28 protein-coding genes are annotated in these 24,556 nt (G+C 42.5%); 19 read left to right on the plus strand and 9 right to left on the minus strand.

The window, feature by feature from the left end; genetic code table 11:
• Positions 1 to 10: 10 nt before the first annotated feature.
• The 4 genes from mutY to gldD are packed head-to-tail and all read left to right on the plus strand — an operon-like array spanning position 11 to position 3,450.
• Positions 11 to 1,048 carry an A/G-specific adenine glycosylase gene (gene mutY, locus L0P89_RS09105; protein WP_235264787.1) on the plus strand — a complete coding sequence of 346 codons (1,038 nt, stop codon included), beginning with the start codon at positions 11 to 13 and terminating at the stop codon, positions 1,046 to 1,048.
• Positions 1,049 to 1,072: 24 nt separating this feature from the next.
• Entirely contained in the window at positions 1,073 to 1,534 is a 462-nt protein-coding gene (locus L0P89_RS09110) for a single-stranded DNA-binding protein (protein WP_235264788.1), read from the plus strand.
• Positions 1,535 to 1,556: 22 nt separating this feature from the next.
• Positions 1,557 to 2,885 carry a gliding motility-associated protein GldE gene (locus tag L0P89_RS09115; protein ID WP_409557545.1) on the plus strand — a complete coding sequence of 443 codons (1,329 nt, stop codon included), beginning with the start codon at positions 1,557 to 1,559 and terminating at the stop codon, positions 2,883 to 2,885.
• Positions 2,875 to 3,450: a gliding motility lipoprotein GldD gene (gldD, locus tag L0P89_RS09120; protein WP_235264790.1), complete on the plus strand. Its 576-nt coding sequence runs from the start codon at positions 2,875 to 2,877 to the stop codon at positions 3,448 to 3,450. The genes L0P89_RS09115 and gldD overlap by 11 nt, the downstream gene beginning before the upstream one ends.
• A gap of 54 nt (positions 3,451 to 3,504) precedes the next feature.
• On the opposite strand, the gene L0P89_RS09125 is transcribed toward gldD, so the two are convergent.
• The 4 genes from L0P89_RS09125 to L0P89_RS09140 all read right to left on the minus strand — a co-directional run bounded on the left by L0P89_RS09125 (position 3,505) and on the right by L0P89_RS09140 (position 7,904).
• Positions 3,505 to 3,903, minus strand: a complete 399-nt coding sequence (locus L0P89_RS09125) for a hypothetical protein (RefSeq protein ID WP_235264791.1) — start codon at positions 3,901 to 3,903, stop codon at positions 3,505 to 3,507.
• A 116-nt stretch (positions 3,904 to 4,019) separates the two neighbouring features.
• The gene (locus L0P89_RS09130; RefSeq protein WP_235264792.1) at positions 4,020 to 4,439 is read right to left on the minus strand and encodes a hypothetical protein; all 420 of its coding nucleotides are present in this window, start codon (positions 4,437 to 4,439) and stop codon (positions 4,020 to 4,022) included.
• Positions 4,440 to 4,501: 62 nt separating this feature from the next.
• Positions 4,502 to 6,580: a pitrilysin family protein gene (locus L0P89_RS09135; protein ID WP_235264793.1), complete on the minus strand. Its 2,079-nt coding sequence runs from the start codon at positions 6,578 to 6,580 to the stop codon at positions 4,502 to 4,504.
• Position 6,581: 1 nt separating this feature from the next.
• Positions 6,582 to 7,904 (minus strand): pitrilysin family protein, encoded by a 1,323-nt coding sequence (locus tag L0P89_RS09140; protein ID WP_235264794.1) that lies wholly within the window; start codon positions 7,902 to 7,904, stop codon positions 6,582 to 6,584.
• Positions 7,905 to 8,072: 168 nt separating this feature from the next.
• Here L0P89_RS09140 and L0P89_RS09145 point away from each other — a divergent pair, with 168 nt between their 5' ends.
• From L0P89_RS09145 to rpmA, 3 genes are all read left to right on the plus strand, one after another.
• Positions 8,073 to 8,528, plus strand: coding sequence for a DUF4199 domain-containing protein (locus tag L0P89_RS09145; RefSeq protein ID WP_235264795.1), 456 nt, complete (start codon positions 8,073 to 8,075; stop codon positions 8,526 to 8,528).
• A 93-nt stretch (positions 8,529 to 8,621) separates the two neighbouring features.
• Entirely contained in the window at positions 8,622 to 9,176 is a 555-nt protein-coding gene (rplU, locus tag L0P89_RS09150) for a 50S ribosomal protein L21 (protein WP_235264796.1), read from the plus strand.
• 19 nt (positions 9,177 to 9,195) lie between these two features.
• Positions 9,196 to 9,456, plus strand: coding sequence for a 50S ribosomal protein L27 (gene rpmA, locus L0P89_RS09155; protein WP_235264797.1), 261 nt, complete (start codon positions 9,196 to 9,198; stop codon positions 9,454 to 9,456).
• 364 nt (positions 9,457 to 9,820) lie between these two features.
• On the opposite strand, the gene L0P89_RS09160 is transcribed toward rpmA, so the two are convergent.
• Together L0P89_RS09160 and ahcY are read right to left on the minus strand one after the other, a co-directional pair.
• Positions 9,821 to 10,342, minus strand: a complete 522-nt coding sequence (locus L0P89_RS09160) for a 5' nucleotidase, NT5C type (protein ID WP_235264798.1) — start codon at positions 10,340 to 10,342, stop codon at positions 9,821 to 9,823.
• Positions 10,343 to 10,479: 137 nt separating this feature from the next.
• Entirely contained in the window at positions 10,480 to 11,796 is a 1,317-nt protein-coding gene (ahcY, locus tag L0P89_RS09165; RefSeq protein WP_235264799.1) for an adenosylhomocysteinase, read from the minus strand.
• 73 nt (positions 11,797 to 11,869) lie between these two features.
• Between ahcY and L0P89_RS09170 the strand changes: the two genes are divergently transcribed.
• The 8 genes from L0P89_RS09170 to L0P89_RS09205 all read left to right on the plus strand — a co-directional run bounded on the left by L0P89_RS09170 (position 11,870) and on the right by L0P89_RS09205 (position 19,602).
• Positions 11,870 to 12,511, plus strand: a complete 642-nt coding sequence (locus L0P89_RS09170) for a 4'-phosphopantetheinyl transferase family protein (protein ID WP_235264800.1) — start codon at positions 11,870 to 11,872, stop codon at positions 12,509 to 12,511.
• Between the two features lie 42 nt (positions 12,512 to 12,553).
• Positions 12,554 to 12,814: a thiamine-binding protein gene (locus L0P89_RS09175; RefSeq protein WP_235264801.1), complete on the plus strand. Its 261-nt coding sequence runs from the start codon at positions 12,554 to 12,556 to the stop codon at positions 12,812 to 12,814.
• Complete coding sequence (gene pnuC / locus L0P89_RS09180; RefSeq protein ID WP_235264802.1) at positions 12,798 to 13,439, plus strand: nicotinamide riboside transporter PnuC; 642 nt, start codon at positions 12,798 to 12,800, stop codon at positions 13,437 to 13,439. Before L0P89_RS09175 ends, pnuC begins: the two co-directional genes overlap by 17 nt.
• Positions 13,394 to 13,951: an AAA family ATPase gene (locus L0P89_RS09185; RefSeq protein ID WP_235264803.1), complete on the plus strand. Its 558-nt coding sequence runs from the start codon at positions 13,394 to 13,396 to the stop codon at positions 13,949 to 13,951. Before pnuC ends, L0P89_RS09185 begins: the two co-directional genes overlap by 46 nt.
• Positions 13,952 to 13,954: 3 nt before the next feature.
• The gene (locus tag L0P89_RS09190) at positions 13,955 to 15,493 is read left to right on the plus strand and encodes a DUF4301 family protein (RefSeq protein ID WP_235264804.1); all 1,539 of its coding nucleotides are present in this window, start codon (positions 13,955 to 13,957) and stop codon (positions 15,491 to 15,493) included.
• Positions 15,494 to 15,599: 106 nt separating this feature from the next.
• Positions 15,600 to 15,752, plus strand: coding sequence for a hypothetical protein (locus L0P89_RS09195; protein WP_235264805.1), 153 nt, complete (start codon positions 15,600 to 15,602; stop codon positions 15,750 to 15,752).
• Between the two features lie 657 nt (positions 15,753 to 16,409).
• The gene (locus L0P89_RS09200) at positions 16,410 to 18,578 is read left to right on the plus strand and encodes a TonB-dependent receptor (protein WP_235264806.1); all 2,169 of its coding nucleotides are present in this window, start codon (positions 16,410 to 16,412) and stop codon (positions 18,576 to 18,578) included.
• 25 nt (positions 18,579 to 18,603) lie between these two features.
• Positions 18,604 to 19,602 (plus strand): Gfo/Idh/MocA family protein, encoded by a 999-nt coding sequence (locus tag L0P89_RS09205; protein ID WP_235264807.1) that lies wholly within the window; start codon positions 18,604 to 18,606, stop codon positions 19,600 to 19,602.
• A 3-nt stretch (positions 19,603 to 19,605) separates the two neighbouring features.
• Here L0P89_RS09205 and L0P89_RS09210 read toward each other — a convergent pair whose 3' ends face one another.
• Complete coding sequence (locus L0P89_RS09210) at positions 19,606 to 20,043, minus strand: hypothetical protein (protein ID WP_235264808.1); 438 nt, start codon at positions 20,041 to 20,043, stop codon at positions 19,606 to 19,608.
• A gap of 174 nt (positions 20,044 to 20,217) precedes the next feature.
• Here L0P89_RS09210 and greA point away from each other — a divergent pair, with 174 nt between their 5' ends.
• Together greA and L0P89_RS09220 are read left to right on the plus strand one after the other, a co-directional pair.
• Complete coding sequence (gene greA, locus L0P89_RS09215; RefSeq protein ID WP_235264809.1) at positions 20,218 to 20,694, plus strand: transcription elongation factor GreA; 477 nt, start codon at positions 20,218 to 20,220, stop codon at positions 20,692 to 20,694.
• Positions 20,695 to 20,763: 69 nt separating this feature from the next.
• A complete protein-coding gene (locus L0P89_RS09220) occupies positions 20,764 to 21,156 on the plus strand; it encodes an HIT family protein (protein ID WP_235264810.1) in 393 nt (130 codons plus the stop codon).
• Here L0P89_RS09220 and L0P89_RS09225 read toward each other — a convergent pair.
• Together L0P89_RS09225 and L0P89_RS09230 are read right to left on the minus strand one after the other, a co-directional pair.
• Positions 21,149 to 21,499, minus strand: a complete 351-nt coding sequence (locus L0P89_RS09225) for a hypothetical protein (protein ID WP_235264811.1) — start codon at positions 21,497 to 21,499, stop codon at positions 21,149 to 21,151. The two genes, L0P89_RS09220 and L0P89_RS09225, sit on opposite strands and share 8 nt — an antisense overlap.
• A gap of 2 nt (positions 21,500 to 21,501) precedes the next feature.
• Positions 21,502 to 22,650, minus strand: a complete 1,149-nt coding sequence (locus L0P89_RS09230; RefSeq protein WP_235264812.1) for a sensor histidine kinase — start codon at positions 22,648 to 22,650, stop codon at positions 21,502 to 21,504.
• Positions 22,651 to 22,770: 120 nt separating this feature from the next.
• Between L0P89_RS09230 and L0P89_RS09235 the strand changes: the two genes are divergently transcribed.
• Positions 22,771 to 23,148, plus strand: coding sequence for a DUF3127 domain-containing protein (locus L0P89_RS09235; RefSeq protein ID WP_235264813.1), 378 nt, complete (start codon positions 22,771 to 22,773; stop codon positions 23,146 to 23,148).
• 3 nt (positions 23,149 to 23,151) lie between these two features.
• Complete coding sequence (locus L0P89_RS09240) at positions 23,152 to 24,528, plus strand: short-chain fatty acid transporter (protein WP_235264814.1); 1,377 nt, start codon at positions 23,152 to 23,154, stop codon at positions 24,526 to 24,528.
• The last annotated feature ends 28 nt before the right edge of the window (positions 24,529 to 24,556 follow it).

The raw sequence follows: 24,556 nt of genomic DNA on the forward strand, positions 1-24,556 counted from the left end.
ATTTTTGAGGATGGATTTTTCTGCGAAAATATTGGCCTGGTACCATGAAAACAAGCGTGAATTGCCATGGCGGAAAACCAATGACCCCTACAATATCTGGCTTTCCGAAGTGATGTTGCAACAGACTCGTGTGGCACAGGGTTTGCCCTATTACGAAAAGTTCATAAGAGCATTTCCGACGGTACATGACTTGGCCGCTGCCAGTGAAGAGAGGGTCTTGAAGCTTTGGCAAGGGCTAGGTTATTATTCTAGGGCAAGGAACATGCATGCAACCGCCAAGATAATTGTCGATGAACGGGGAGGAAGCTTCCCAGATACCCATAAAGACTTGTTGAAGCTGAAGGGCGTTGGCGACTACACGGCCAGTGCCATAGCCTCAATTTGTTTTAATGAACCCCAGCCGGTGGTCGATGGCAATGTCTATAGGGTTTTGGCACGTTATTTCGGCGTTGATGTTGCTATTAATGCCCCAAAGGGGGCAAGATATTTCAAGGCACTTGCCAGAGAGGTGATGAGCATCGATAATATTCGAGATTACAACCAGGGTATCATGGAGTTTGGTGCCATTCAGTGTTCGCCTAGAAATCCTCGTTGTGGTTCATGCCCACTAAGTGACAGCTGTGTCGCACTTGCTGACAAAAGAATCGATGAATTGCCCATCAAACTCAAAAAACAAAAGATAAAGAATCGCTATTTTAACTATTTGGTTCTTTTTGACAAAGCCGGAAACACACTTTTAGAACAACGAAAGGGCAAAGGAATATGGCAGAACCTTTATCAATTTCCACTAATTGAATCAGAAGGCGAACTTGACAAAGAACTGCTTTTGGCGAAGGTCATATCCCAAAAAAAGTTCAAGGAGATAAAATCATTGGATCCAATTAACGAAGAGCCGATCGTGCACAAATTGTCTCACCAACACCTATACACCAGGTTTTGGAAGTTAAAACTTTCACATACACTGAACGATGGAATATCATGGAAGAACATTATCGATTTTCCCGTTCCCGTTTTGTTGGCCGACTTCATCAAAACGTTTAAATTTTAGTACTTTTGACCATAATATAGAACTATGAGCGGAACATTGAACAAAGTAATGCTGATCGGGCATTTGGGCGATGAGGTTAAGATACACTACTTTGAGGGCGGGGGTTGCGTTGCCAGATTTCCTTTGGCCACCAATGAAACCTATACCAACAGGCAAACCGGTGAAAAAGTGACCAATACCGACTGGCACAATATCGTGGTCAGAAACAAAGCCGCAGAGATTTGTGAAAAATACCTAAGTAAGGGTGATAAGGTCTATGTCGAGGGAAGACTCAAAAATAGACAATGGCAAGGCGAAGATGGCAATACCAGATACACTACAGAGGTACATGTACATGATTTTACCTTTTTGTCGACCAAAAAGGAAAGTATGGAAAATGCCTCGTCTGTTCAACAAACCCAAACAGCAGCCAAACCGGCCCAAACCGAGCCAACACAACCGATTGCTGCCAATGAGCAGGAACCTGAAGACGATCTGCCCTTTTAGACAAGATTTTTATTTTTGACTTTTGGACCCAGAGCCCTATTGTTTATTCTTACCGTTGTTTTCTTTTACTGTCACCTTTGTGGTCAATGTAGTGGTGCTTGTACTGCTTTTGGCCTGTTCTGCCCTTATTTCTGGTGCTGAGGTGGCCCTGTTCGGACTTTCGCAGACCAACCTCAATGAAATTGAAGAAAAAGACACTTCCAGGGGACGGCTCATCATTAAACTACTTGAGAAACCAAAAAAATTGTTGGCCACTATACTGATTGCCAATAATGCCATCAATATTGGCATTGTATTGTTGTTCAGCGTTATCGGCGACACGCTGTTTGCCAGTATTGACCAGACTTTGTTCGGCTTTATTTCGGTAAGGTTTGTTTTAGAGGTAATCTTGGCCACTTTTTTGATCTTGATGTTTGGCGAGATCTTACCAAAAATATATGCGAACAGAAACCGCATGCGGTTTTCCCATTTTATGGCGTTGCCCTTAAACATGTTTGATAGATTGTTCTATCCATTGAGTATGCCTATGCGCTCGGCGACCATTTATCTACAAGAGAAGCTGGGCAGGCAAAAATCCAATTTTGGGGTTGATCATCTCTCACAGGCCCTGGAACTTACTTCAGAGGGCGATACCACCAAAGAAGAACAGAAGATTTTAGAGGGCATAGTTTCTTTCGGAAATACCGATACCAAACAGGTAATGCGTCCTCGTATCGATATCTTCGCCCTGAACGAGGAGATGAAATTTTCTGAAGTGCTGGAAGAGATAAAAAAGAACGGTTATTCAAGAATTCCGGTGTTTTCAGAGAATATGGACAATGTTTTGGGCGTTCTCTATGTAAAGGATCTTTTGCCTTACATCGACCGTAAATCGTTCAATTGGATAACCCTTATTCGTGAACCCTATTTTGTGCCAGAGAACAAGAAACTTGACGATCTGTTGTTGGAGTTTCAAGAACAGAAAAAGCATTTGGCCATTGTGGTCGATGAATATGGCGGTACTTCAGGCATTGTCACCCTCGAAGATATTATCGAGGAAATAGTCGGTGATATCAGTGATGAGTTTGATGATGAGGACTTGATCTTTTCAAAACTCGATGAGCGCAACTATGTTTTTGAGGGAAAGACCACCTTGAAAGATTTCTATAGGGTGGTCAAGATTGAAGATGAAACCATTTTTGAGGAAAATAAGGGAGAATCAGAAACAATTGCCGGTTTTGTGTTGGAAATTGCAGGGAGCTTCCCCAAGCGTGGTGAGAAGGTACAGTTTGAGGACTATCAATTTGTGGTCGAGAGCCTCGACAAAAAACGGTTAAAACAGATAAAGGTAACATTGCCCCATGAAGTATAGAACCGTTGTTTTCTTTTTTGGAGCGCTATGCTGCCTTGGCTGTGGAGGCGAAGATGTCTTGCCCAAACCCAAGGCCATGTTGCGGCTGCAATTTCCAGACCAGGAATATCGTGATTTGCATGACGGCTGCGAGTACACTTTTCAGGTCAACACTATTGCCGAACCAAAAAAGGATGAGAATTGTTCAATGGCACTGAATTATCCTATGATGAAGGCATCTGTCTTCATTACGTATAAAAAAGTAGACAATGATTTAACGACCTTGCTGCGTGACGCCCAGAAACTTTCATTCGAGCATGCGGTAAAGGCCGACAATATTATTGATCAGCCTTTTGTTAATGGAGAAGACCGTGTATATGGCATGTTTTATGAGGTAACGGGCAATGCCGCCTCGCAGTCGCAGTTCTATGCCACCGATAGCTTAGATCATTTTGTCACGGGGTCATTGTACTTTTATGCAAAACCCAACTATGATTCCATCTATCCCGCAGCTATTTATCTTCAAAAAGATATTCGAAGAATTTTGGAAACTTTACAGTGGAAAAATAAAAGACCTATCAAGTAAAGAACCCCGATAGGTCTATATAGATTTTCTAGAAAGAACATGTTCCATTAAAAGCTAATCTACCAAAAGATCCTTCGCTCTTTTAATGCTCGAATCGATTTGTTCTTTCATGGCAAGAAGTTTGGCCTCTTCTTCATTTAACCAATCTTGTTTTTGTTGTGTAAGCGACTTCTCTTGGTGCATTTCGTCAGTATCAAACCGATTGCTGAAACTTTCCATCCAATCCGTCATTGCCTTGTTTGCCGATTTCAAATCGTTAATCGCGGTAGTGTATGTTGCGGTAGAAGTTGCATTTTGGGCCCTCGATTCGAGTTGGTCAATTAGACGAGCCGTTTTCCCCGTCAATTTATCATGCATTTTCATTACCCTCTGCATTTGGGAAAGTTCTTTTTCTTGAGCCTGAACGTAGATTAAGGGCATAACCAATAGAAATAAGGTGATTATCTTTTTCATTTTTAATGGTTTATAAAATGATTTTATTGCAAGATAACACAGCTGCCCCAAAAAAGTCCCAATTATCGACTAATAGGAAATTTTTGAGTTTAATGGTCAATTATACAAGAAGGGGACTATTTATTCAATAGCTTCTCGGCTTTTTCAATACTTGAGTTGATCTGTTCGCGCAATGCCTTGACCTTTTCTTCTTCTTCATCAAGCCACTGTTGTTTTTGCGGGGTCAATTCCTTTCCGTTCAGTATCTCATCAGAATCAAACCGGTCACCAAAATTTCGCATCCAGTCCATCATTGATTGGTGTGCCCCTTGAAGGTCTTTCATGGCCAATTCATATTGTTGGCCCGTTTCTGTGGTATCGATCTTGGTCTTGAGTTCTGCGACCAATTTGCCCAGCTTTCCCATCTTGGGCATCACTTCATCGTGAATGGCCATGACCTTTTTCATTTGGGCCATATCTTCAGAGGCCTCTTTTTTCTCTTTACAGGATGTTGTGGATAGAACCACCAATGTGAATAGAACTGCTATTTTTCTCATAACATCAAAAATAAAAAAGGCATTCCGAAAAAGGAATGCCCAATCCATTTTTTAATCAAGATTTATTCAAAATCGGCCTCTGAAATACCTTTGTTGATTACAGCTTCAAGAAGCTTTACTTCAATTTCCTGCGGCCCCATGCTCTGGGTTTTCACACTCGGGAATTTGATACCATCGACTTCTTGATATTCCTTTAAAGACGATGATTGGTTCTGGGTCTGTCCGTTCATGCTTATCACAGAGGCTTCTTTGACTTTTAGCCCGGTTTCCACATCATAAAAGAAAGAAGCATTGATGATATTGCCCGAAACGTCGATTTTATAGGCATCTTTTCCATCGATTTTTTCTATTCCGGCCAATTTGGCCGAACCACTGGCCAAGAATGCTTGTTCAGGAAAAACACCCATCACGCTCAACATGTCTTTTTTCATGTCATCTGGCAACGGCATTTTGTTTGGCCCTTGTTTCATATAAAGCTCATCACCTTTGGCAACAACCCCCATCATGGGCGATTCGTTCATATAGGTGGTCTGGGCAAACTTGTCTGCTGTACGCTTTTCTTCCACCTTGATTTTGCTTCCCATAACCTCACCTTCGTAAACAAGCTTTAGGGATTCGATGCCATTTACCCGATCAACCCCTCCGATAGCTTCAAAATACTTTTTGATGACATCTTCAGCAGCCATGCCCTCTGGTATTCCAGCACCATAGTCAGGTTTTTCTGCCTTTTCGGCATACTTGTCGTAATATAGCACGGGGAGCTTCTTGCCATTGAATTCGACTTTCTCAAGATTTTCAATGACCTCACTGCCTTTACCGGTTACCACCACCCTTGAATTGCTCGAGGAAAAATGTTTCTGTGCCGCTTTTTGTACTTGGTCAATGGTGACCGCGTTCAACCTCTCGAGGTAAGTTTTATAGAAATCTTTTGGCAGATCTTCAATTTCTATGTTAAGGGCATAATTGGCAATGGTTTGTGGTTTTTCAAGCGCCATGACAAAATTACCAGTGTATTTGGCCTTGGCATCAGCCAATTCTTGCTCGCTGACAGGGCTTTTGATTATTCTGTCTACTTCTTTCAAGATTTCTACCACAGAACTGTCAGTGACCATGTTTCTAACACTGGCCGATGCCCTGAAAGTTGTTGGGCCGTATTTATCGTTGCCGATTCCTGAATAAGATCCGTATGTATAACCTTTATCTTCCCTCAAATTGAGAAAAAGTCTGGCTTGGGCACCACCGCCCAAAATTCTGTTGGCCAACAAAGCGTGTAAGTAGTCGTCATCTTTCATTTTTAGATCGACAAGGTTCTGTACAGAAATCTCAGACTGTACCGCATTGGGCATGTCGACAAAGTTGATCTGTGTGTATTGCGCCTGTTTAGGTTCAGAATAGGCTATTGAGGGCGGTACGGCTTTGGTCCACGGTGTGAAATGCTCGGTGACCAAATCTTTTACCTCATCAAATTTCACATCTCCTATAATGACCAGATAAGCATTGGCGGGCACGAAATAGTTACGGTAAAACTGTTGTACATCGGCCAAGGTCACATTGTTGACCGTCTCTTCGGTAATGAACTCACCTTTGGGGTGGTTCTTGCCGTAGGCCAGGGCGCTTTCAACCCTTCCGGCAACTGCCGAGACATCTTTTTCTTGGGTTTTAAGGCCAGTGATAAGTTTGTCCTTTTCTTTATTGAATTCTTCTTGTGTGAAATTTGGATTGATGGCGGCGTCGGCCGTCAATTCCAATATCCGAGGAAAGTACTTTGACAACGAACTGGCAAAAGCACTTTGCGAGCCAAAACTGATGAATGCCCCCAAAAAATCAACCTCCTCATTGAAGTCATCTTTGGAGATGTTTTTTGAACCGTTGCCTAAAAGACTTCCTGTCAACGACGATACCCCTGCCTTTTCCCCTTCAAGAATCGGCGAATTGTCTATGGTCAACTGTATCGAAACCCTTGGTAGTTTATGGTTTTCAACGACCATGACCTTAAGGCCATTATCTAAATCAAAAGTATTGGGTTCTTGAAGATTGATTTCGGGCGCGGGGCCGGGTTTGGGTTGTTGGGTTCTATCAATTTGGGCCTGTGAAACGCTAACAACCAGCAATGATATTGCGAATAAAACTATATTTTTCATCTTAATTGGCTTCTTTTTGTTCAGGTAGATACTCCAATTCAACACGTTGGTTCTTGTTCAGGTATTTGTTGGCGACCTCTTTGATTTCTTCTCGCGTAATCGAACGGTATATATCGATTTCGGTATTGATGAGGTCGGTGTCATCATAAAGCATGTAATACCTCGCCAATGAATTTGCAATACCTGAAATACTACTGTTGGCGTTCACAAAATTGTTCTCGAACTTGTTCTGGAGCTTTTGATAATCCCTTTCAGAAATTAGTTCAGCCTTCACTTTTTCTATTTCCACATCGATTTCGGTTTTCAAGGTCTCAAGACTCGTTTCTCCTACGGGAAGGGCGCCTACGATATACGATCCGTAATCTTCTTGCGAACCATTGAAGGCAAAGACCTGAAGAGCCATTTTCTTCTCATCGACCAATTTTTTGTAGAGCTTTGAGCTTTTGCCACTGCTTAAATACGTAGAGATCATATCGAGTACATAGGCATCACGTTCGGTCTGCGCAGGTGTGCGATAACCCATCAAAATGGCCGGAATCTGAATGTTTGGGTCGTGATATTTGGCCTGTACGGTCTCTGTTATGGAATCTTCTACAAACGTTTTTCTTTCGATGTCCCCACCCTTGGGAATAGGTCCGAAATAATCTTCGACCATTTTCTTGGTCTCGGCAATGTCAATGTCGCCTGCCACCACCAGTACGGCATTATTGGGCACATAATAGATTTGGTTGAATTTTTTGAAATCATCCAAAGAGGCACTGGCCAGATGTTCAAGAGAGCCTATGGTCTGCCAACGATAGGGGTGCTTTTTGAAAAGATGTATGAACATTTGTTCGCGCCATCTACCATAGGGGGCATTATCATAACGCGACCTACGCTCTTCTTGGACCACTTCTTTCTGGGTATCGACCCCGATTTGATTGATGATCGGATGCATCAATCTTTCTGACTCTAGCCAAAGCCCTAATTCAAGGTTGTTCGATGGAAATACCTCATAATAATAGGTTCTGTCTTGCGTGGTATTGGCATTATTGTTGCCTCCGTTCGAAGAGACGATCTTGAACCATTCGCCGCGTTCGATGTTTTTGGTGCCCTCGAACAACAAATGTTCAAAAAAGTGGGCAAAGCCTGTTTTTTCGGGATCTTCGTCTTTCGCACCTACATGGTACATAACCGAGGTTGTGACCACTGGGGCCGAGTTGTCTTGATGCAAGATGACATGAAGACCGTTATCGAGAGCATACTCTTCAAATTCCACTTCCTGTGCAAAAATGAAACCTGATGATAAGAGCATAAAAAAGATAAAAAGTACTTGTTTTTTCATTTTTTGAAGTATTACGATATAGCTCACATGAGAGTGTCTTTTCTACTCTTTGGCATATGGCACTAATATATTATGTTTTGGATTCTCGAGAAGGAAAAGTAGGCCGGCTTTAACAGGATTTTATGGAAAAAATGGTTAAATTGATAATCCAACCAAATATCGTTTGATATGAAGAACTTGACTCTTCCCATTCGGTTCGGAATTGTGACCAGCGCATGCCTTATCGCCTATTTTTTGGTTCTCTCCCTTTTTGATAGACACACCAATGTCTTTTTCAGTCTTTTTAATGGCATCATCACCGGATTCGGAATCTACGAGACCTTGAAGATTACCAAGCTTAGAATGGGAAAAGACTTTAATTATGGAACAGGATTTACTGCTGGCATCACAACAGGGATCGTCGCGACCATACTGTTTACCATTTTCTTTGCGGTATATGCAACAGAATTGAACACTGAATTTCTCGGTCAGCTATCAGAAGTCTGGGCGAAGGATTATAAAAATTTTGAAGGTATCGTTTTCTTTACCGTTGCCATTATGGGCATTGCCACCACCCTTGTTTTGACCCTTTCTTTTATGCAGTTGTTCAAGTCATCGAACAATCCGAAAAAGAAAGTGCCTTAATCTTTTAAAAACCCTTGCCAATTATAGATTTAGCAGTATATTTGCACCCGCCATTATGAAAAGTGGCACTGTAAATATTAAAATCACAACGAGATGTACGCAATTGTAGAGATGGCAGGGCAGCAATTTAAGGTTGCGAAAGACCAGAAAGTGTACGTGCACCGTTTGCAGACCGAAGAAGGCAAAAAAGTAACCTTCGATAAGGTATTGCTGTTAGATGACGGTAGTAACGTTACCATTGGCGCCCCGGCTATAGAAGGTGCAGCAGTTGAGGCCAAAGTGGTCAAGCACCTGAAAGGCGATAAGGTCATCGTCTTTAAGAAGAAAAGAAGAAAAGGGTACCGCAAGAAGAACGGGCATAGACAATACTTGACCGAGATTGTTGTTGAAGGCATTGTTGCCAAAGGTGCCAAGAAAGCTGCTCCGGCAAAAGCCAAAGCAGAGAAACAACCCACTGCCAAGAAAGAAACTGCCAAAGCGGAAGCGCCAAAGGCGAAGGCAACGCCAAAGAAAGAAGCCAAGCCAAAAGTTGCTGAAGATTTGGGCAAAAAGACAGTGGCCGAATTGAAGGAAATGGCAAAGGCCAAAGAAATTAGTGGTTATTCATCGATGAAGAAGGCTGAGCTTATTGAAGCTTTGAGCAAATAAAAATCAAAAAGAAAATATCATGGCACATAAGAAAGGTGTAGGTAGTTCTAAAAACGGTAGGGAGTCAGAATCGAAACGCTTGGGCGTTAAGATTTTTGGTGGACAGGCCGCAGTTGCTGGAAATATTATCGTTAGGCAAAGGGGCACTAAACACAACCCCGGTGAAAATGTGTACGCTGGTAAAGACCATTCATTGCATGCCAAAATAGACGGTATTGTACGTTTTGAAAAGAAAGCAGGAGGTAAATCGTATGTTTCTGTAGATCCTTTCGAGGCATAGTATATCGTAAGGTCAAAAAATCTAAGGAACCCCGACACATTTGAAGTCGGGGTTTTTACTTTTTAGCCCACCATCTTCCAGCCCCACCATATTGGGCGAGGTGATTTTCTCGTTGTTCTTGTGCTTATTTTTGAAGCAGGCACCTTATTTTCCCGTTTCAGATCGGTTTTGGTTGATTTTGTTGTCTTCATGATTCGTTCGTTTTTTTATATGACGTATGAAAACTGTGTTGGTGACCAAAAATCTGTTAAAGTTTATATTTTATATAAATGCTCAACGGAATGATCTTTTATTGCCCCGAATAATATCTTCAACACTCTAAAAAATAGCGACAGCGTTTGTAATAAGGGAGATTATGTTTAAGCTAGAGTAATTTTTCTGCGATTTCTTGCCAATTATCAACCCTTTCATAGCCGTTCTGATGAATGTTGTGGGGCGAGGTAAACAGTAAGGCCCTTCCATCAAAATGCTCTAGATTATAGGCTCGGTCATCGATGAGAAGATCTCCGCGCAAAACAAATTTGTCTCCACAGAGAATTCGTCTTCTCCAATGGATAAACGGAAAGTATTCGTCTAGCCAATCACTCTTTTCCTTTAGGGAATGTGGAAATTGCATAGCGGCTGAGGCAATATACACCTCGTGTTTTTTGTAAAGCTCCCGTAGCACCTCTTGGCTATCTTTAATGGGTTTCAAATCTCTAAAGAAACCAATGGCGCGCGCATGGTCCCGAACAGATTTTTGATGCGCTTCCGGAACCACCTGCCAGACTTCCCTGCCCTGACATTGTTCAGCGGTCAGATCTTTATCGAAATCCTCATTGTAGAGCTCGATATGTCTTAGATAGGTGTCGGCAAGTACCTCATCCATGTCAATAAATAGTGTCATCGATAAAATTTTTGCTAATTAGGGAAAAAGCTTTTTGGTAAAAAAGGAAAAAATCAAAATTATTTTTTTCATAATGTAAAAGCCCTTGCAACAATGCAAGGGCTTTATATCTGAAAGTACTATGCTTTGTTTAGAATCTAGTACCTGTAGTATTCAGGTTTATAGGGTCCTTCTACCTTAACACCGATATAGGTTGCTTGATCTTCTTTTAACTCGGTCAGTTCTGCGCCAAGGCGGGCCAAATGCAGTTTGGCCACCTTTTCATCAAGGTGCTTGGGCAATGTATAGACCTTGTTCTCATACTTGTCACCGTTGTTCCATAATTCAATTTGGGCCAAGGTCTGGTTGGTGAACGAATTACTCATGACAAAACTGGGGTGGCCCGTGGCACAACCAAGGTTTACCAATCGGCCCTCAGCCAAAATTATGATATCTTTTCCATCAATGGTGTATTTGTCTACCTGTGGCTTGATCTCATCTTTGGTGTGCCCATATGCACCATTGAGCCAGGCCATATCGATTTCATTGTCAAAATGCCCAATGTTACAGACGATGGCTTTGTCTTTTAATGCACGAAAATGTTCTTCACGAATGATATCCTTATTGCCTGTTGCGGTAATGACCACATCTGCATTTTGCACTACGGTTTCCAACTTTTTTACTTCGTAACCATCCATACAGGCCTGTAAGGCACAGATGGGGTCAATTTCAGTAACCGTCACAATGGCACCGGCACCCCGAAATGAAGCCGCCGTTCCTTTGCCCACATCGCCATAGCCGGCGACAACGACACGCTTACCGGCCAGCATGGTATCGGTGGCACGGCGAATGGCATCAACGGCACTTTCTTTACAGCCGTATTTATTGTCGAACTTTGATTTGGTGACGGAATCGTTCACGTTAATGGCAGGCATGGGCAACGTGCCTTTTTTCATACGCTCGTACAACCTGTGAACACCCGTAGTGGTCTCTTCCGATAATCCCTTGATACCGGCTGCCAATTCTGGATACCTGTCAAATACCATATTGGTCAGATCGCCCCCATCGTCCAAAATCATGTTTAGCGGCTCTCTTTCTTCCCCGAAGAACAGGGTCTGCTCAATGCACCAATCAAATTCTTCTTCTGTCATACCTTTCCATGCATATACCGGAATCCCGGCAGCAGCAATGGCCGCGGCAGCATGATCTTGGGTCGAGAAAATATTGCACGAGCTCCAGGTGACCTCTGCGCCCAGTTCGATCAAGGTTTCTATCAGAACGGCGGTCTGTATGGTCATATGAAGGCATCCTGCTATGCGGGTACCCTTTAGTGGCTGTTGGTCTTTGTACTCCTCCCGAAGAGACATAAGCCCCGGCATTTCGGCCTCGGCGAGCTCGATTTCTTTTCGACCCCAATCCGCAAGCGAAATATCTTTTACTTTATAGGCCACATAGGGAATTGTCTTTGTGCTCATTATCTATTTAATTTTACTTTCGTAGCTTCGTTTTTACTAGGTCGCAAAGGTACAAATAAATTAACTCTTTAAAGTGCCCCTTTACAAAACGATAACAGAATCGAACAATACCAAAATTTATATATGGAAGGTCACAGAATCGGAAGCTGATCTTTCAAAAGAAGTGGTGTTGACCGCACATTGCCAAGACCGTGTAGTTGCGATGAAGTCTGAAATGCACCGAAGGGCCTTTTTGAGTATTAGGCATTTGATGGCGTTGTCGAGCTATGAAGACAAGGATCTCTATTATGATGAGATGGGAAAACCTCATTTAAGGGACGGAAACCATATTTCTATCACCCACTCACACGAGTTTACGGCGATTATTGTCAGTAAATCGCAAAAAGTGGGGGTAGATATTGAGAAACAACGAGATAAAATCTTGAAGATTGCCCATAAATTTACTCCCATTGAAGAGTATAGAACCTTGGCCAATACTGGGGCCATTATACGAAAGCTGACCATTGTTTGGGGCGCTAAAGAATCACTGTACAAGATTTATGCCCAAAACGGGCTCAGCTTTTTGCGTCATATCGATGTTCATGATTTCTCTTTTCAAGAGGGAAGTACCACCGCCGAAATACTGTATAAGGGCGAATTGTCACAGTACGCGGTCAAGTTCTTGGAATTTGAGGGCTTCACCTGCGTTTATGCGCTTAAAAAAGAGGAGGACTGAAAGAAATTTGATTTCTTTGCCCAGTCAAAGAAAAGTTTCTTTATGGATATTTCAGTCGAATTGACCCTTACCCCACTACATGACAATTTTGAACCGCCCATTATCGATTTTATCAAAAGATTGAGGGATTCTGGCCTGAAAATTTTAGAAAACCCGCTAAGCACCCAGATATATGGCAATTATGATGAGGTCATGCGCTTATTGACCGATGAAATAAAAGAAGCATTTGAAAATACGGAACATGTTTTGTTATACATGAAGATCGTAAAGTCAGACCGTAGCGGTTATGAGCCCCATTTTTGATTTTTTTCTAGGCCCGTATGAAGAGCGGGCGGTCTCGTTGATCATTCTAGAGGCCACTGCCTTCTTTTTTGGCATTGCCAGTGTGGTCTATGCCAAGCGGGAAGATATTATGGTCTATCCAACCGGTTTGGTCGCCACTGCCATTACCACCTACGTATTTTTTGTAGACCGTCTTTTCGGTGATATGATGATGAATTTCTATTTTTCGATTATGAGTATCTATGGGTGGTGGAACTGGGCACGCCGAAAAAGCACTAGAGAGTACGTAGTTCATATTTCAAGAACCAATGCAAGGGAAAAATTAATTGGTTTAGTGTTGTTTCTACTGACCATGTTGGTCACTTATGGCGTGTACAGGGCATTTGGTGCAGCTATCGAAACCTCGAACTACGTTGATATTTTTACTTCTGGCATCTTTTTTACCGCAATGTGGTACATGGCCAATAAAAAGTTGGAAAATTGGACTCTTTGGATTTTAGGAGATCTAATAACCGTACCTTTGTACGCATATAGGGGGTGGGGCATGTTTTCATTGCAATACCTCATCTTCACCATATTGGCCATACAGGGATATCTCGCATGGAAGAAAAGTTTGCACAACGACCTTCAGACCTTATCAAAGTAGTGCTCTACGGCCCTGAATCGACCGGTAAGACCACGTTGGCCGAACAATTGGCAGATCATTATGATACGGTATGGGTGCCAGAGTATGCTCGTGAATATCTTCAGGAGAAATGGGATAGGGAGCAAAAAACATGTGAACCAAAAGATTTGTTGCCCATTGCAGAAGGCCAAATGGCAATTGAAAATGATTTGGCAAAAAAAGCCAATAAGATACTGATATGTGACACCGATCTTCTAGAGACGAAGGTCTATTCTGAAGCCTATTATCTTGGCCATTGCGATCCGATTTTAGAAAAATATGCCTTGGCCAATAGTTATGAACTTTATCTATTGACCTATATCGATACCCCTTGGGTCAAAGACGATCTTAGGGACAAGCCTGATGAAAGAAAGCGAATGTTCCAATACTTTAAAGATACGCTGGTCAAGCATGACCGCAATTTTGCTATCTTAAAGGGGGATAAAAAAACACGACTCTCAACCGCGATTAACCATATCGATAAACTATTGTAAACCATGGTGCAATTTTCAGAAAGAGACCTGCAACAGCTTAAAGAAAAAGGCATTTCAGAAGAAATGGTCTTAAAGCAGATCGAGACTTTCAAAGAAGGAATTCCCTTTGTTACCCTTGAAAAAGCTGCAGTTGTTGACGATGGTATCGAAAGATTTACAGATGCCGAACATAAAAAATTGATTGATTACTTTGAAGGGCATCGCAAGAACCTGAAACTGAAAAAATTTGTGCCAGCGTCAGGTGCGGCTTCTAGAATGTTCAAGGCACTGTTCAATTTTTTGGGTGCCCATGACCCCAAAAAGGAAACATTGTCAGAATACTTGAATAGAACCGGTGATGAAGCTGTGGAAAAGTTTGCCGACGGAATGGAGAAATTTCCTTTTTATGAGAAGATCGGCAATCGCATCAAAGGAAAATATCGTTCTGACGGAGAGAAAGTCTATTATTTCATTGATGAGATGCTCTCACCGAACGGACTCAATTACGGTTTTTACCCAAAGGGACTGTTGCCTTTTCATAAATATGGTAAAGATACTACCACCCCGTTTGAAGAACATTTGAAGGAAGCCGCACTGTATACAAAGACCAAAGGCAATGCAAATCTACATTTTACCATCTCAGAGCAACATGACGATATGTTCAGGGCCGAAGAAAATGAAGCTTCAGAAAGAGTTTCGATTGCAACCGATACCCGTTTCAAGGTCACCTATTCAAACCAAAAAGCTTCGACCGATACCATTGCTGTTGATATGACCGATGAGCCTTTTAGAAACAATGACGGTACCTTATTGTTTCGACCTGGGGGCCATGGGGCCTTGATTGAAAACCTGAATGACCAAGAAGCCGATATCATATTTATCAAGAACATTGACAATGTAGTCGTAGATAGAAACCTCGAAGAAGTCGCAAACAGTAAAAAGATGCTTGCAGGTGTTTTGTTGCAGGTACAGGCCAGAGCATTTTCGTTTGCTAAAAAATTAGAACAAGATACCGTGTCGATTGACACGATGAACGAGGCCAAAGCATTTTTGGAAAATCAACTGAACGTACATTTTCCTGAGAGCTATAGAGGGTTGAGCATAGATGATCAAAGGGCTGTTCTTACTGATAAATTGGATAGGCCCATTCGTGTGTGCGGTATGGTCAAAAATGAAGGCGAACCTGGCGGTGGTCCTTTTTGGGTCACGGATAAAAATGGCAATATCTCACTTCAGATCATTGAATCGGCCCAGGTTGATGTTGACAATGAACGTCAAATGTCAATATTCAAGAACTCTACCCATTTCAATCCGGTCGATTTGGTCTGTGGGGTAAAGAACTACAAGGGTGAAAAATTCAACCTGCTCAATTATATTGATGCCAAACAAGGGTTTATCACTGAAAAAACCCAAGAAGGGAAAGCACTAAAGGCCTTGGAACTACCGGGTTTATGGAATGGGGCCATGGCTTATTGGAACACTATTTTCGTCGAAGTGCCTTTGGTGACCTTTAATCCGGTAAAAACGGTCAATGATCTTTTAAAACAGACGCATCAAGTATAATCTACTGGGTTTGCCCGAACAGATTAGAGCCTTCTTTTTTGAGGGCTCTTTTTTTATGTGACCTTTTTGAAATAAGTGTGTCATACAAATTGAAGAACCGAACCAAATGAAAGATTTGTTGAGATCAGCACTGTTGGCAGCATCATTGATAGTGGCCCTGTTAGTGGCCAAAAATGTACAGGGCAATACAAAAAAAGGGTACGAACCAGTGACCAAAGAAAAAATTGAAAACACAACAAAGGAAGATCAGGTTGGGTAAAAAATAGAAGATAACGATCCGATGTGGCCTTTTGGCACGCGGATTATGGTTGGTTGATTTGGTTGGAGGGCCGTATCAGTATTTGTACGGCCCTTTTTTGAAAAGCTGCCCAAAAAATATATGAAAATGCTCGAAATAATATATATGATATTCCTGATCCTGAGTGTTGTGGCTTTTGTTTTGGCCATTTATGTGACGTTTCCCTATCTGACGAAAGAAAGGAGAAATCAGGGCAAAAAGCATAAAGAAGATACTAGACACTATGGGTAATGCTATGCAAACACTGACCATGCATTGTCCGATGACCGCCAACTCCATGGGGCTTGCTTGCCAAAAAAATTGGCAAGTCTCCCCCGGTTAAGGGTCTCGTTTAAGTTGGTTAGGTCACAAAGGCTGCTTCGGCAGCCTTTTTCTATGAAAATTAATGTGTGAGTTGTACATTTGCACCATCTCAAAGGGGTGCGAACTTCTGATATAATCAGGATAAGCTGAGATTATACCCAATGAACCTGGGCGGGTAATGCTGCCAAGGGAGGCGAAATTTCGCCATTTGGTATTTCCAAATCGCTTTGTTTTTCAATCAGTATTGGATTGATTGCAAGCAAAATCAATGTTAAACCAGAATAATGACCCCTTTTATTCGTAAAATTTTTACGGATGAAAACATCTTTATTCACAATTTTGGCCCTTTCAGGGCTTACATGTGGGCTCAAAGCCCAAGAAAAGAAACAAGACACAACTGAAGGTAAACAGATCATACTTGATGAAGTGCTTGTTCAAGCTGTCAGGGTAACGAAAGAATCACCGGTTACTTTTTCGAATCTTGATAAAGAGGAAATCGCACCACGAAACCTTGGTCAAGATATTCCGATTTTGATGAATTACCTGCCTGCCGTAGTAACGACTTCTGATGCAGGAGCGGGTGTGGGCTATACAGGTATCAGGGTGCGGGGCAGCGATGCTACCCGGGTGAATATCACCATTAATGGTATTCCTTACAACGATGCCGAATCACAGGGTACCTTCTGGGTAAATATGCCCGATTTTGCCTCCTCGACCGAAAGCCTTCAATTACAGCGTGGCGTGGGAACATCGACCAATGGTGCAGCTGCTTTTGGGGCAAGCCTCAATTTGCTGACCGATCGATTTTCAGAGGAAGCCTACGGAAGGGTCTCTTCTTCGTATGGAAGTTTCAATACCATGCGAAACAATGTCAAGTTCAGTACGGGACTGCTCAACGAACACATTGAACTTTCAGGAAGACTCTCGAGAATTACCTCTGACGGTTATATCGACAGAGCTTCTTCAGAACTGGATTCCTATTTTTTACAAGGAACGTACAAAGATGACAATACGTTGGTAAAGGCTTTGTTGTTCGGGGGCCATGAGATTACCTATCAGGCCTGGAATGGCATCACAAGAGAACAGCTTCAAGAAAATCGCACCTATAATCCATCGGGTGAGTACACTGATGAGAATGGTAATACGCGCTTTTATGAAAATGAGGTCGATAATTATAAACAAGACCATTTTCAGCTACATTGGAATGAGCAACTGGGCAATAATTGGAGCACCAATATTGCCTTGCACTACACTAGGGGCCGTGGTTTTTTTGAGCAATTTAGGGAAGATGATGATTTTGCGACCTATGGTTTTGAACCGTTGACGGTAGATGGTGAAGAAGTCAATACTACTGACCTAATTCGAAGAAGATGGCTCGACAATGATTTTTATGGCACCGTTTTTTCGGCCGTCCATGAAAATGAAAAACTGAACCTTATTTTAGGCGGAGGTTACAATAGCTACAAAGGCGACCATTTTGGAGAGGTTATTTGGGCACGTTTTGCCAGCAACAGTGAATACCGAGATCGCTATTATGACGATACCTCAACGAAGACCGATTTTAATCTCTATTCAAAGGCCATTTATAAATTGAACCAAAAATGGAGCCTCTTCGGTGACCTTCAGTACAGAACGGTGGGCTATGAGGCCAATGGCGAGGATACCGGTTTGGTCGATGATACATTTAACTTCTTCAATCCGAAAGCAGGGGTGACCTTTGATTTGAACCGAAACCACAACTTTTATTTTTCTTATGCCAGGGCCAATCGAGAGCCGAACCGGAATGATTATGAGAACGGCAATCCGCGACCTGAGAAACTAAACGATTTTGAATTGGGGTGGCGTTACGTTTCTACATCGGTACAGTTGAATACCAATGTGTACTACATGCGCTACAAAGATCAACTGGTGCTGACAGGTGAACTGAACGATGTGGGCGCACCGCTTCGCGCAAATGTGGGCGACAGTTACCGTTTGGGGCTTGAAATTGATGCCAGTATTGCCTTGGGCACCAAATGGCAAATACGACCCAATATTGCCCTGAGCAGTAACAAAAATGTAGATTTTGTCTTTCAACGTGACGGGGTGCTGCAGAACTTGGGCAATACGAACATTGCCTATTCACCTAATGTGGTTGCGGGCAATATGCTAATCTTTACCCCGAACGAACGTTTTCAGGTCTCTTTGCTCTCAAAATATGTGGGCGAACAGTATATGGGCAATATCGACTCAGAGGCTTCTGTATTGGAAGCCTACTCACAGACCGATTTGAACCTGCAGTACACTATTGAGACCAATTCGTTCATCAAAAGTATTGTGCTGTCAGGGTTGGTTAACAACCTTTTTGATGAAGATATAGTTTCAAACGGCTTCTTTTTCACTTTTGATGATGATTCTTCAGGAAGTGTGACCACTATTGAAGGTGCGGGTTTTTATCCACAGGCAGGCATCAATTTTTTATTGGGGGCCACCCTCAATTTTTAAGCATATCTTTGGGTAAAGTCCAATAGTGAATATACCGTATCCTTTTTTTGACAAAAGCCCCATTCTTTGGGGCTTTATCGGTTGTGGGGCCGTGACCGAAGTAAAAAGTGGTCCGGCCTTTCAAATGACCGATGGTTTCGAAGTATCAATGGTCATGCGACGCAGTATTGAAAAAGCAAAAGATTATGCGAATAGGCATAATGTTCCGAAGTACACCAACGACCCAAAAGAATTGATCGAAAGTTCTCTTGTCGATGCGGTCTATATAGCCACCCCACCTGATACCCACAGATTATATGCCCTAAAAGTGGCAGATCTGGGAAAGCCTTGCTGCATTGAAAAACCAATGGCACCTACCTATGAAGATAGCCTTTCTATTCAAAAGGCTTTTCAAGAAAAAAAACTGCCGTTGTTCATTGCCCATTACCGTCGCTCGTTGCCTCGCTTTAACAGGATCAAGCAATGGCTTGATGAAGACCGTATCGGTTCGGTTCGACATATTAGGTGGCATTTGAGCAAACCACCGAACGAGATTGATTTGAGTGGCCGATACAATTGGCGTACCGACCCCGAGACCGCTCGTGGCGGTTATTTTGATGATTTGGCAAGCCATGGCCTTGACCTGTTTTCCTATTTCTTCGGAAAAGTAAAAGAGGCAAAAGGGTTTGCACAGAACCAAATGGGGCTTTACAATGCTTATGATGCCATTGTGGGAAACTGGGTCTATGAAAATGGAATGACCGGCGAGGGAAGTTGGAATTTTGGCACTGCCCATCGAGAAGATAAAGTTGAAATCTATGGATCTGCAGGCAAGATTATTTTTTCGGTTTTTGGCGAAGAACCCTTACAGCTGATCACTAAAAATGCAGAAGAGACATTGTTTGTTGAAAATCCAAAGCACATTCAACAGTTTCATGTCGAAAACATCAAAAACCATTTAGTGGGCAAGGGGGTCCACCCCTCTTTGGGTGAAGACGGACTGCACACCAGTTGGGTGATGGACAGTATTCTTGGAAAAATTTGAGTGTTAATTTGATATGGTCACGGTATTGCCACTTTGTACGGCCCTATAGAAAAGCAGATCAAAATAGCGTTCGCCATCATCAGGGCGGTTCAATAATTGCCCCGTGAACAGGCTGTATTCAAAATCTTCGCATGAGCAGGTAACATTCTGCCCGTTCAAAGACATGGTAGAGCATGAATTGGGCGCATGGTTCGGGCAGCTGGCCTCAAAGGCAAAAAAAACATCGATACTGGTCTTCATCACGAAGACACCCCTTAGGCCTACCCCATTGTTGCCCACATAAACAGGATTTCCGATAGTATTGAGGCCATTATAGAGTGGTAGATTGAGGTTTAGGTCAAACCTGAAATTGGTTTCCTGTAAAAAAGGATTGCGGTCTGCACTGTCTTTACTACAACCCAAAAAAAGTGTCAAAATAAACAGGTGGGGCAAGTATTTCATAAAGGGCAAAATGGTTTTGTAAATGTAAAAATGCTCAAAAAATATGTATCTTTGCGTTAAATCCTCGCAAAAACCGTGCAAGCATGGGAAAAGCAGAGGATTTTTTCTATTTAAAAAATGTGGCCTTTCAAACAGTTCAAAACCCATGTTCGAAGGGCATCAAATTATGGTGATATGAGCAATGTATCTTATTACACAGCTGAAGGACTGAAAAAGCTTAGGGAAGAACTAGATCATTTAAGGGATGTCGAAAGGCCAAAAGCCTCACAGGCCATCGCCGAAGCACGAGATAAGGGCGATTTGTCTGAAAATGCCGAATATGATGCTGCCAAGGAAGCACAGGGATTGTTGGAAATGAAAATCTCAAAATTGGAAGAGACCGTAGCCAATGCAAGATTGATCGATGAGTCACAACTCGATACCTCAAAGGTTTTGGTGCTATCAACGGTAAAGTTGAAGAACCAGGGCAATGGACAAGAAATGAAGTACACCTTGGTGGCCGAAAGTGAGGCAGATTTGAAGTCAGGAAAAATTTCTGTCACATCACCCATTGGTAAGGGCCTCTTGGGGAAATCGGTTGGCGATATAGCCGAGATAACAGTGCCAAACGGTACTTTGAAATTTGAAATTTTGGAGATTGCCAGAGATTGACATCACTGCAAAAGTGTTATCTTTAATCTTGCTGCCGGAAGCAGGATTTTTTATTTCAACCAACACCAAATGGCCAGTATTTTCACCAAGATCATCCAAGGAGAGATTCCATGCTATAAAATTGCTGAAGACGATCATTTTTTTGCGTTTTTAGACATTGAACCAAATTCAAAAGGGCATACGCTTTGTGTTCCGAAGAAAGAGGTTGACAAAATATTTGATCTTGACGAAGACACCTATATGGGTTTAATGGCCTTTTCGCGAAAGGTCGCAAAGGGCATTGAAAAGACAGTGCCCTGTGAACGAGTGGGCATGACGGTCATCGGTTTGGAAGTGCCGCACGTGCATGTGCATCTAATTCCGCTGCACAGTATGAAGAATGCTACCTTTCAGCACAAGGTCAGTATGACCAATGAAGAGTTTGAGGAAATCGCCAAAAAAATAAGGGAAGCGATCAAATAATCCCCTCCAAATATAGATAAACGCCTGTGCCCACCAGTACGATAAGCAATAACAACAGTACATAAAACAGGGTGGTAAAGCGTATCGATGGCCTATCGGGTTCGACCAGTTTGTTGTAGTATTCAAAAACCCGCTCGATGTCGGGGGTCCAATTAACGGGGTAAATGAGCGAATAACACTTTTTACACTTGATTTCACTGGTTACTTCACCGGTAATTCTCTGAAAAAAAGGGTTGTGTTTGTGCTTTTGATAAAAAGTAAGTTTTAGCTCTTGGTTGAAACATTCGGGGCAGTTGTTCGAGATTTCGGCATCCTTAATGACTATTTGCTTTTCTTTGGCCATAATCAATGACTTGCTTTTAATGAAATCTGCATGATTGTTCCCTCTTTACTTGACGAAAGTACTTTAATTTTTCCGTTGTGGTATTCTTCGATGATTCTTTTTACCAATGAGAGACCCAGTCCCCAGCCTCTTTTTTTTGTGGTCACGCCAGGGTTGAAGATGTTTTGAAAATCGCCCTTGGGAATGCCATGGCCAGTATCGGAGACCAAAATGTTCACATGGTTTCCGTTTTTTTCGACCTGTATTGAAATATTGCCCTTACCCTTCATGGCATCGATTCCGTTTTTGACAAGATTTTCAATGCTCCAGTTGAACAATGGCATATTAAGGGGTACCTGCAAATGCTCTATGTTTGAGCTGAACGAGAAGTGAATGAGTTTAGAACTACGTCTTTTGAGATATTGATAGGCTTTTTCAGTCTCTGAAACAATGTCGTGCATTTTTAGTTCGGGAGTCGAACCGATTTTCGAAAAACGTTCAGTAATGGTCTGGAGGCGAGAAATATCTTTTTCAATTTCCCTTGTCACTTCAGGATTGATGTTTTCTGTTTTCAAAAGTTCATTCCAACCCAAAAGCGAGGTGAGGGGCGTACCGATTTGGTGGGCGGTCTCTTTGGCCATACCGGCCCAAAGTTTGTTCTGTTCCGAAGCTTTGTTTGTCTTGAAAAAGAAGAAGATGACCGCTCCGAAGAGAAAAATGATCAAGAGCAGGGCAATGGGGTAGTATTTAAGTTTTTTGAGCACCTCAGAATTTCCATAATAGAGGGTAGCGAGTTCTTCACCACGGTCCTCAATGGTTATGGGGGTGTTCTCATTGGCGAATTGCCGCATTTTTTTCTTGATGTGGGCACTATCGGCTGTCAGCTCTTCGGGCATGTTGTTGGTTCTAATAGAACCATCTTTGTTCTGCAAGATCATTGGGGTTGAGGTATTGTTGCCCAATACTTTAAGGGTCAGATTGCCCAGTTCTTGATCTTCTGCTGCCTGAAGCAGTTCAGATTGGGCAGTTGCCCAGATTTCCATTTTAAGGCGTTCCTCTTCCTTGAATTTTCTGAAGAAACTATTGGTATTCCACAAAATAAGGCTGACGATGACAAAGGCTGACATCAGAAGAAAGATATATGGTGTCCGTTTTCTGGGGTTAAACTTCATGCCAGGCCGTTTGCAATTTAAAGATAACGCAAAAAGGTATAAAATGTTGAAAACCCATTATATTCAACGCGCAGGTTTCTGGGCCATTTGTGTATTTTTGGTACGAATTAAAAAAGAGACATGGAGATTCAGGGAAGAATAAAACTTATCGACGAGACCAAAGAATATGGTAACAACGGTTTTCGAAAAAGAGAAGTGGTGATTACCACCGAAGAACAATATCCGCAGCACATACTAATTGAATTCGTTCAAGACAAGACCAGCCTGTTAGATGCTTTTCAAGTAGGTCAAATGGTCAAAATCAGCATCAATCTACGCGGGCGTGAATGGGTAAATCCGCAGGGCGAGACCAAATATTTCAATTCTATTCAGGGGTGGCGTATAGAGAGCCTTGAAGCAGGGCAAGATTCAGAGAATATACCGCCGGTACCACCGATGGAGGCTTTTGAACCCGTTGAAGACCTAAAAGAGGAAGAGCCCGATGACCTTCCCTTTTAGGCAATGCACCTGACCAATTTTATAGAAAAGGTTTTTAGAAGGTATTTGCCTTCACCCTTTACCATTGCAATAGTATTAAGTGTGCTGACCATTGTGTTGGCACTTTTTTTTACGGAGCCAGAGGCAGGTGAGAACCACCTGTTCGCAATATTGTCGTATTGGGAAGCGGGCATTTGGAACAATGGCCTTTTGGTCTTTGCCTATCAAATGATGCTCATCTTGGTCTTGGGGCATGTGCTGGTCTTGAGCAAACCGATGGAAGGGCTTATCATGCGAATCACGAAATATGTGAACAACACCTCGAATGCTGCTTTGTTGGTCGCTTTGCCGACCATGCTCGTTTCGTTCTTCAATTGGGGGCTTGGCTTGATTTTTGGCGCCATTTTGGCCAGAAAAGTTGGTGAGCATGCACAGGCCAAGGGTATTCCCATAAATTACCCTCTGATAGGGGCCTCGGGCTATGTTGGGCTAATGGTCTGGCATGGGGGTATCAGTGGTTCGGCGCCCATCAAGGTAGCCGAATCGGGGCATTTGAAAGATTTGATGCACGGTGCTTCAACAGCAAGTATTATCGGATCACTGCCCGATTCGATTTCTACAGGGCTCACGGTTTTCAGTATTTCAAATCTGGTGATTTTTGGTACGGTCGCCACGGCCATTTCTTTGCTTGTCTTTTTCATGGGGAAAAAAATTCCACCAACGACAATAAATCTAGAAACCTACCAATTCAAGCACGAAAAAAAGGAGAAATTGGCAGGGGCAGAAAAATTGGATTATTCCAAAATTTTCTCAACAGCGTTCGCATTGTTGGTTTTGGGTGTTTTTCTGTTGCAATATCTGCCCGCGATGCAAACGCTGAACATCACCCCGAACATGCTCAACTTTTTTATGTTCGGAATGGCGCTTTTGCTTCATGGAAGCTTTAAAAGCTTTTTGAACGCAGTTGAAGAGGCCATTGGCGATGTGGCCGGTATTTTAATACAGTTTCCGCTTTATTTTGGTATTATGGGCATAATGGCCCAAAGCGGTATGATCGGCCAAATCTCAGACTTTTTTGTGTCTATAAGCAATGATGTGACCTTGCCGCTTTTTACATTTTTGAGTGCTGGCCTAGTCAATATTTTTGTGCCCAGCGGTGGGGGCCAATGGGCCGTACAGGGCCCCTTGGTGCTTGAATCGGCTTCGCAGTTGGGCGTGCCCTTGCCAAAAGCCATCATGGCCTTGGCCTATGGCGATCAATTGACGAATATGCTGCAACCGTTTTGGGCGTTGCCGCTTTTGGGTATCACAAAGCTGAAGGCTAAGGAGATTTTGCCGTACACCCTTATTTTTATGTTCTTCGGAGGTGTTATATATATAGTGGGGTTACTCGTTTTCTGAATCTATTTCAGTAACTTTAGAATAAAGA

The sequence above is a fragment of the Muricauda sp. SCSIO 65647 genome, from assembly GCF_021534965.1.
Taxonomy (GTDB): domain Bacteria; phylum Bacteroidota; class Bacteroidia; order Flavobacteriales; family Flavobacteriaceae; genus Flagellimonas_A.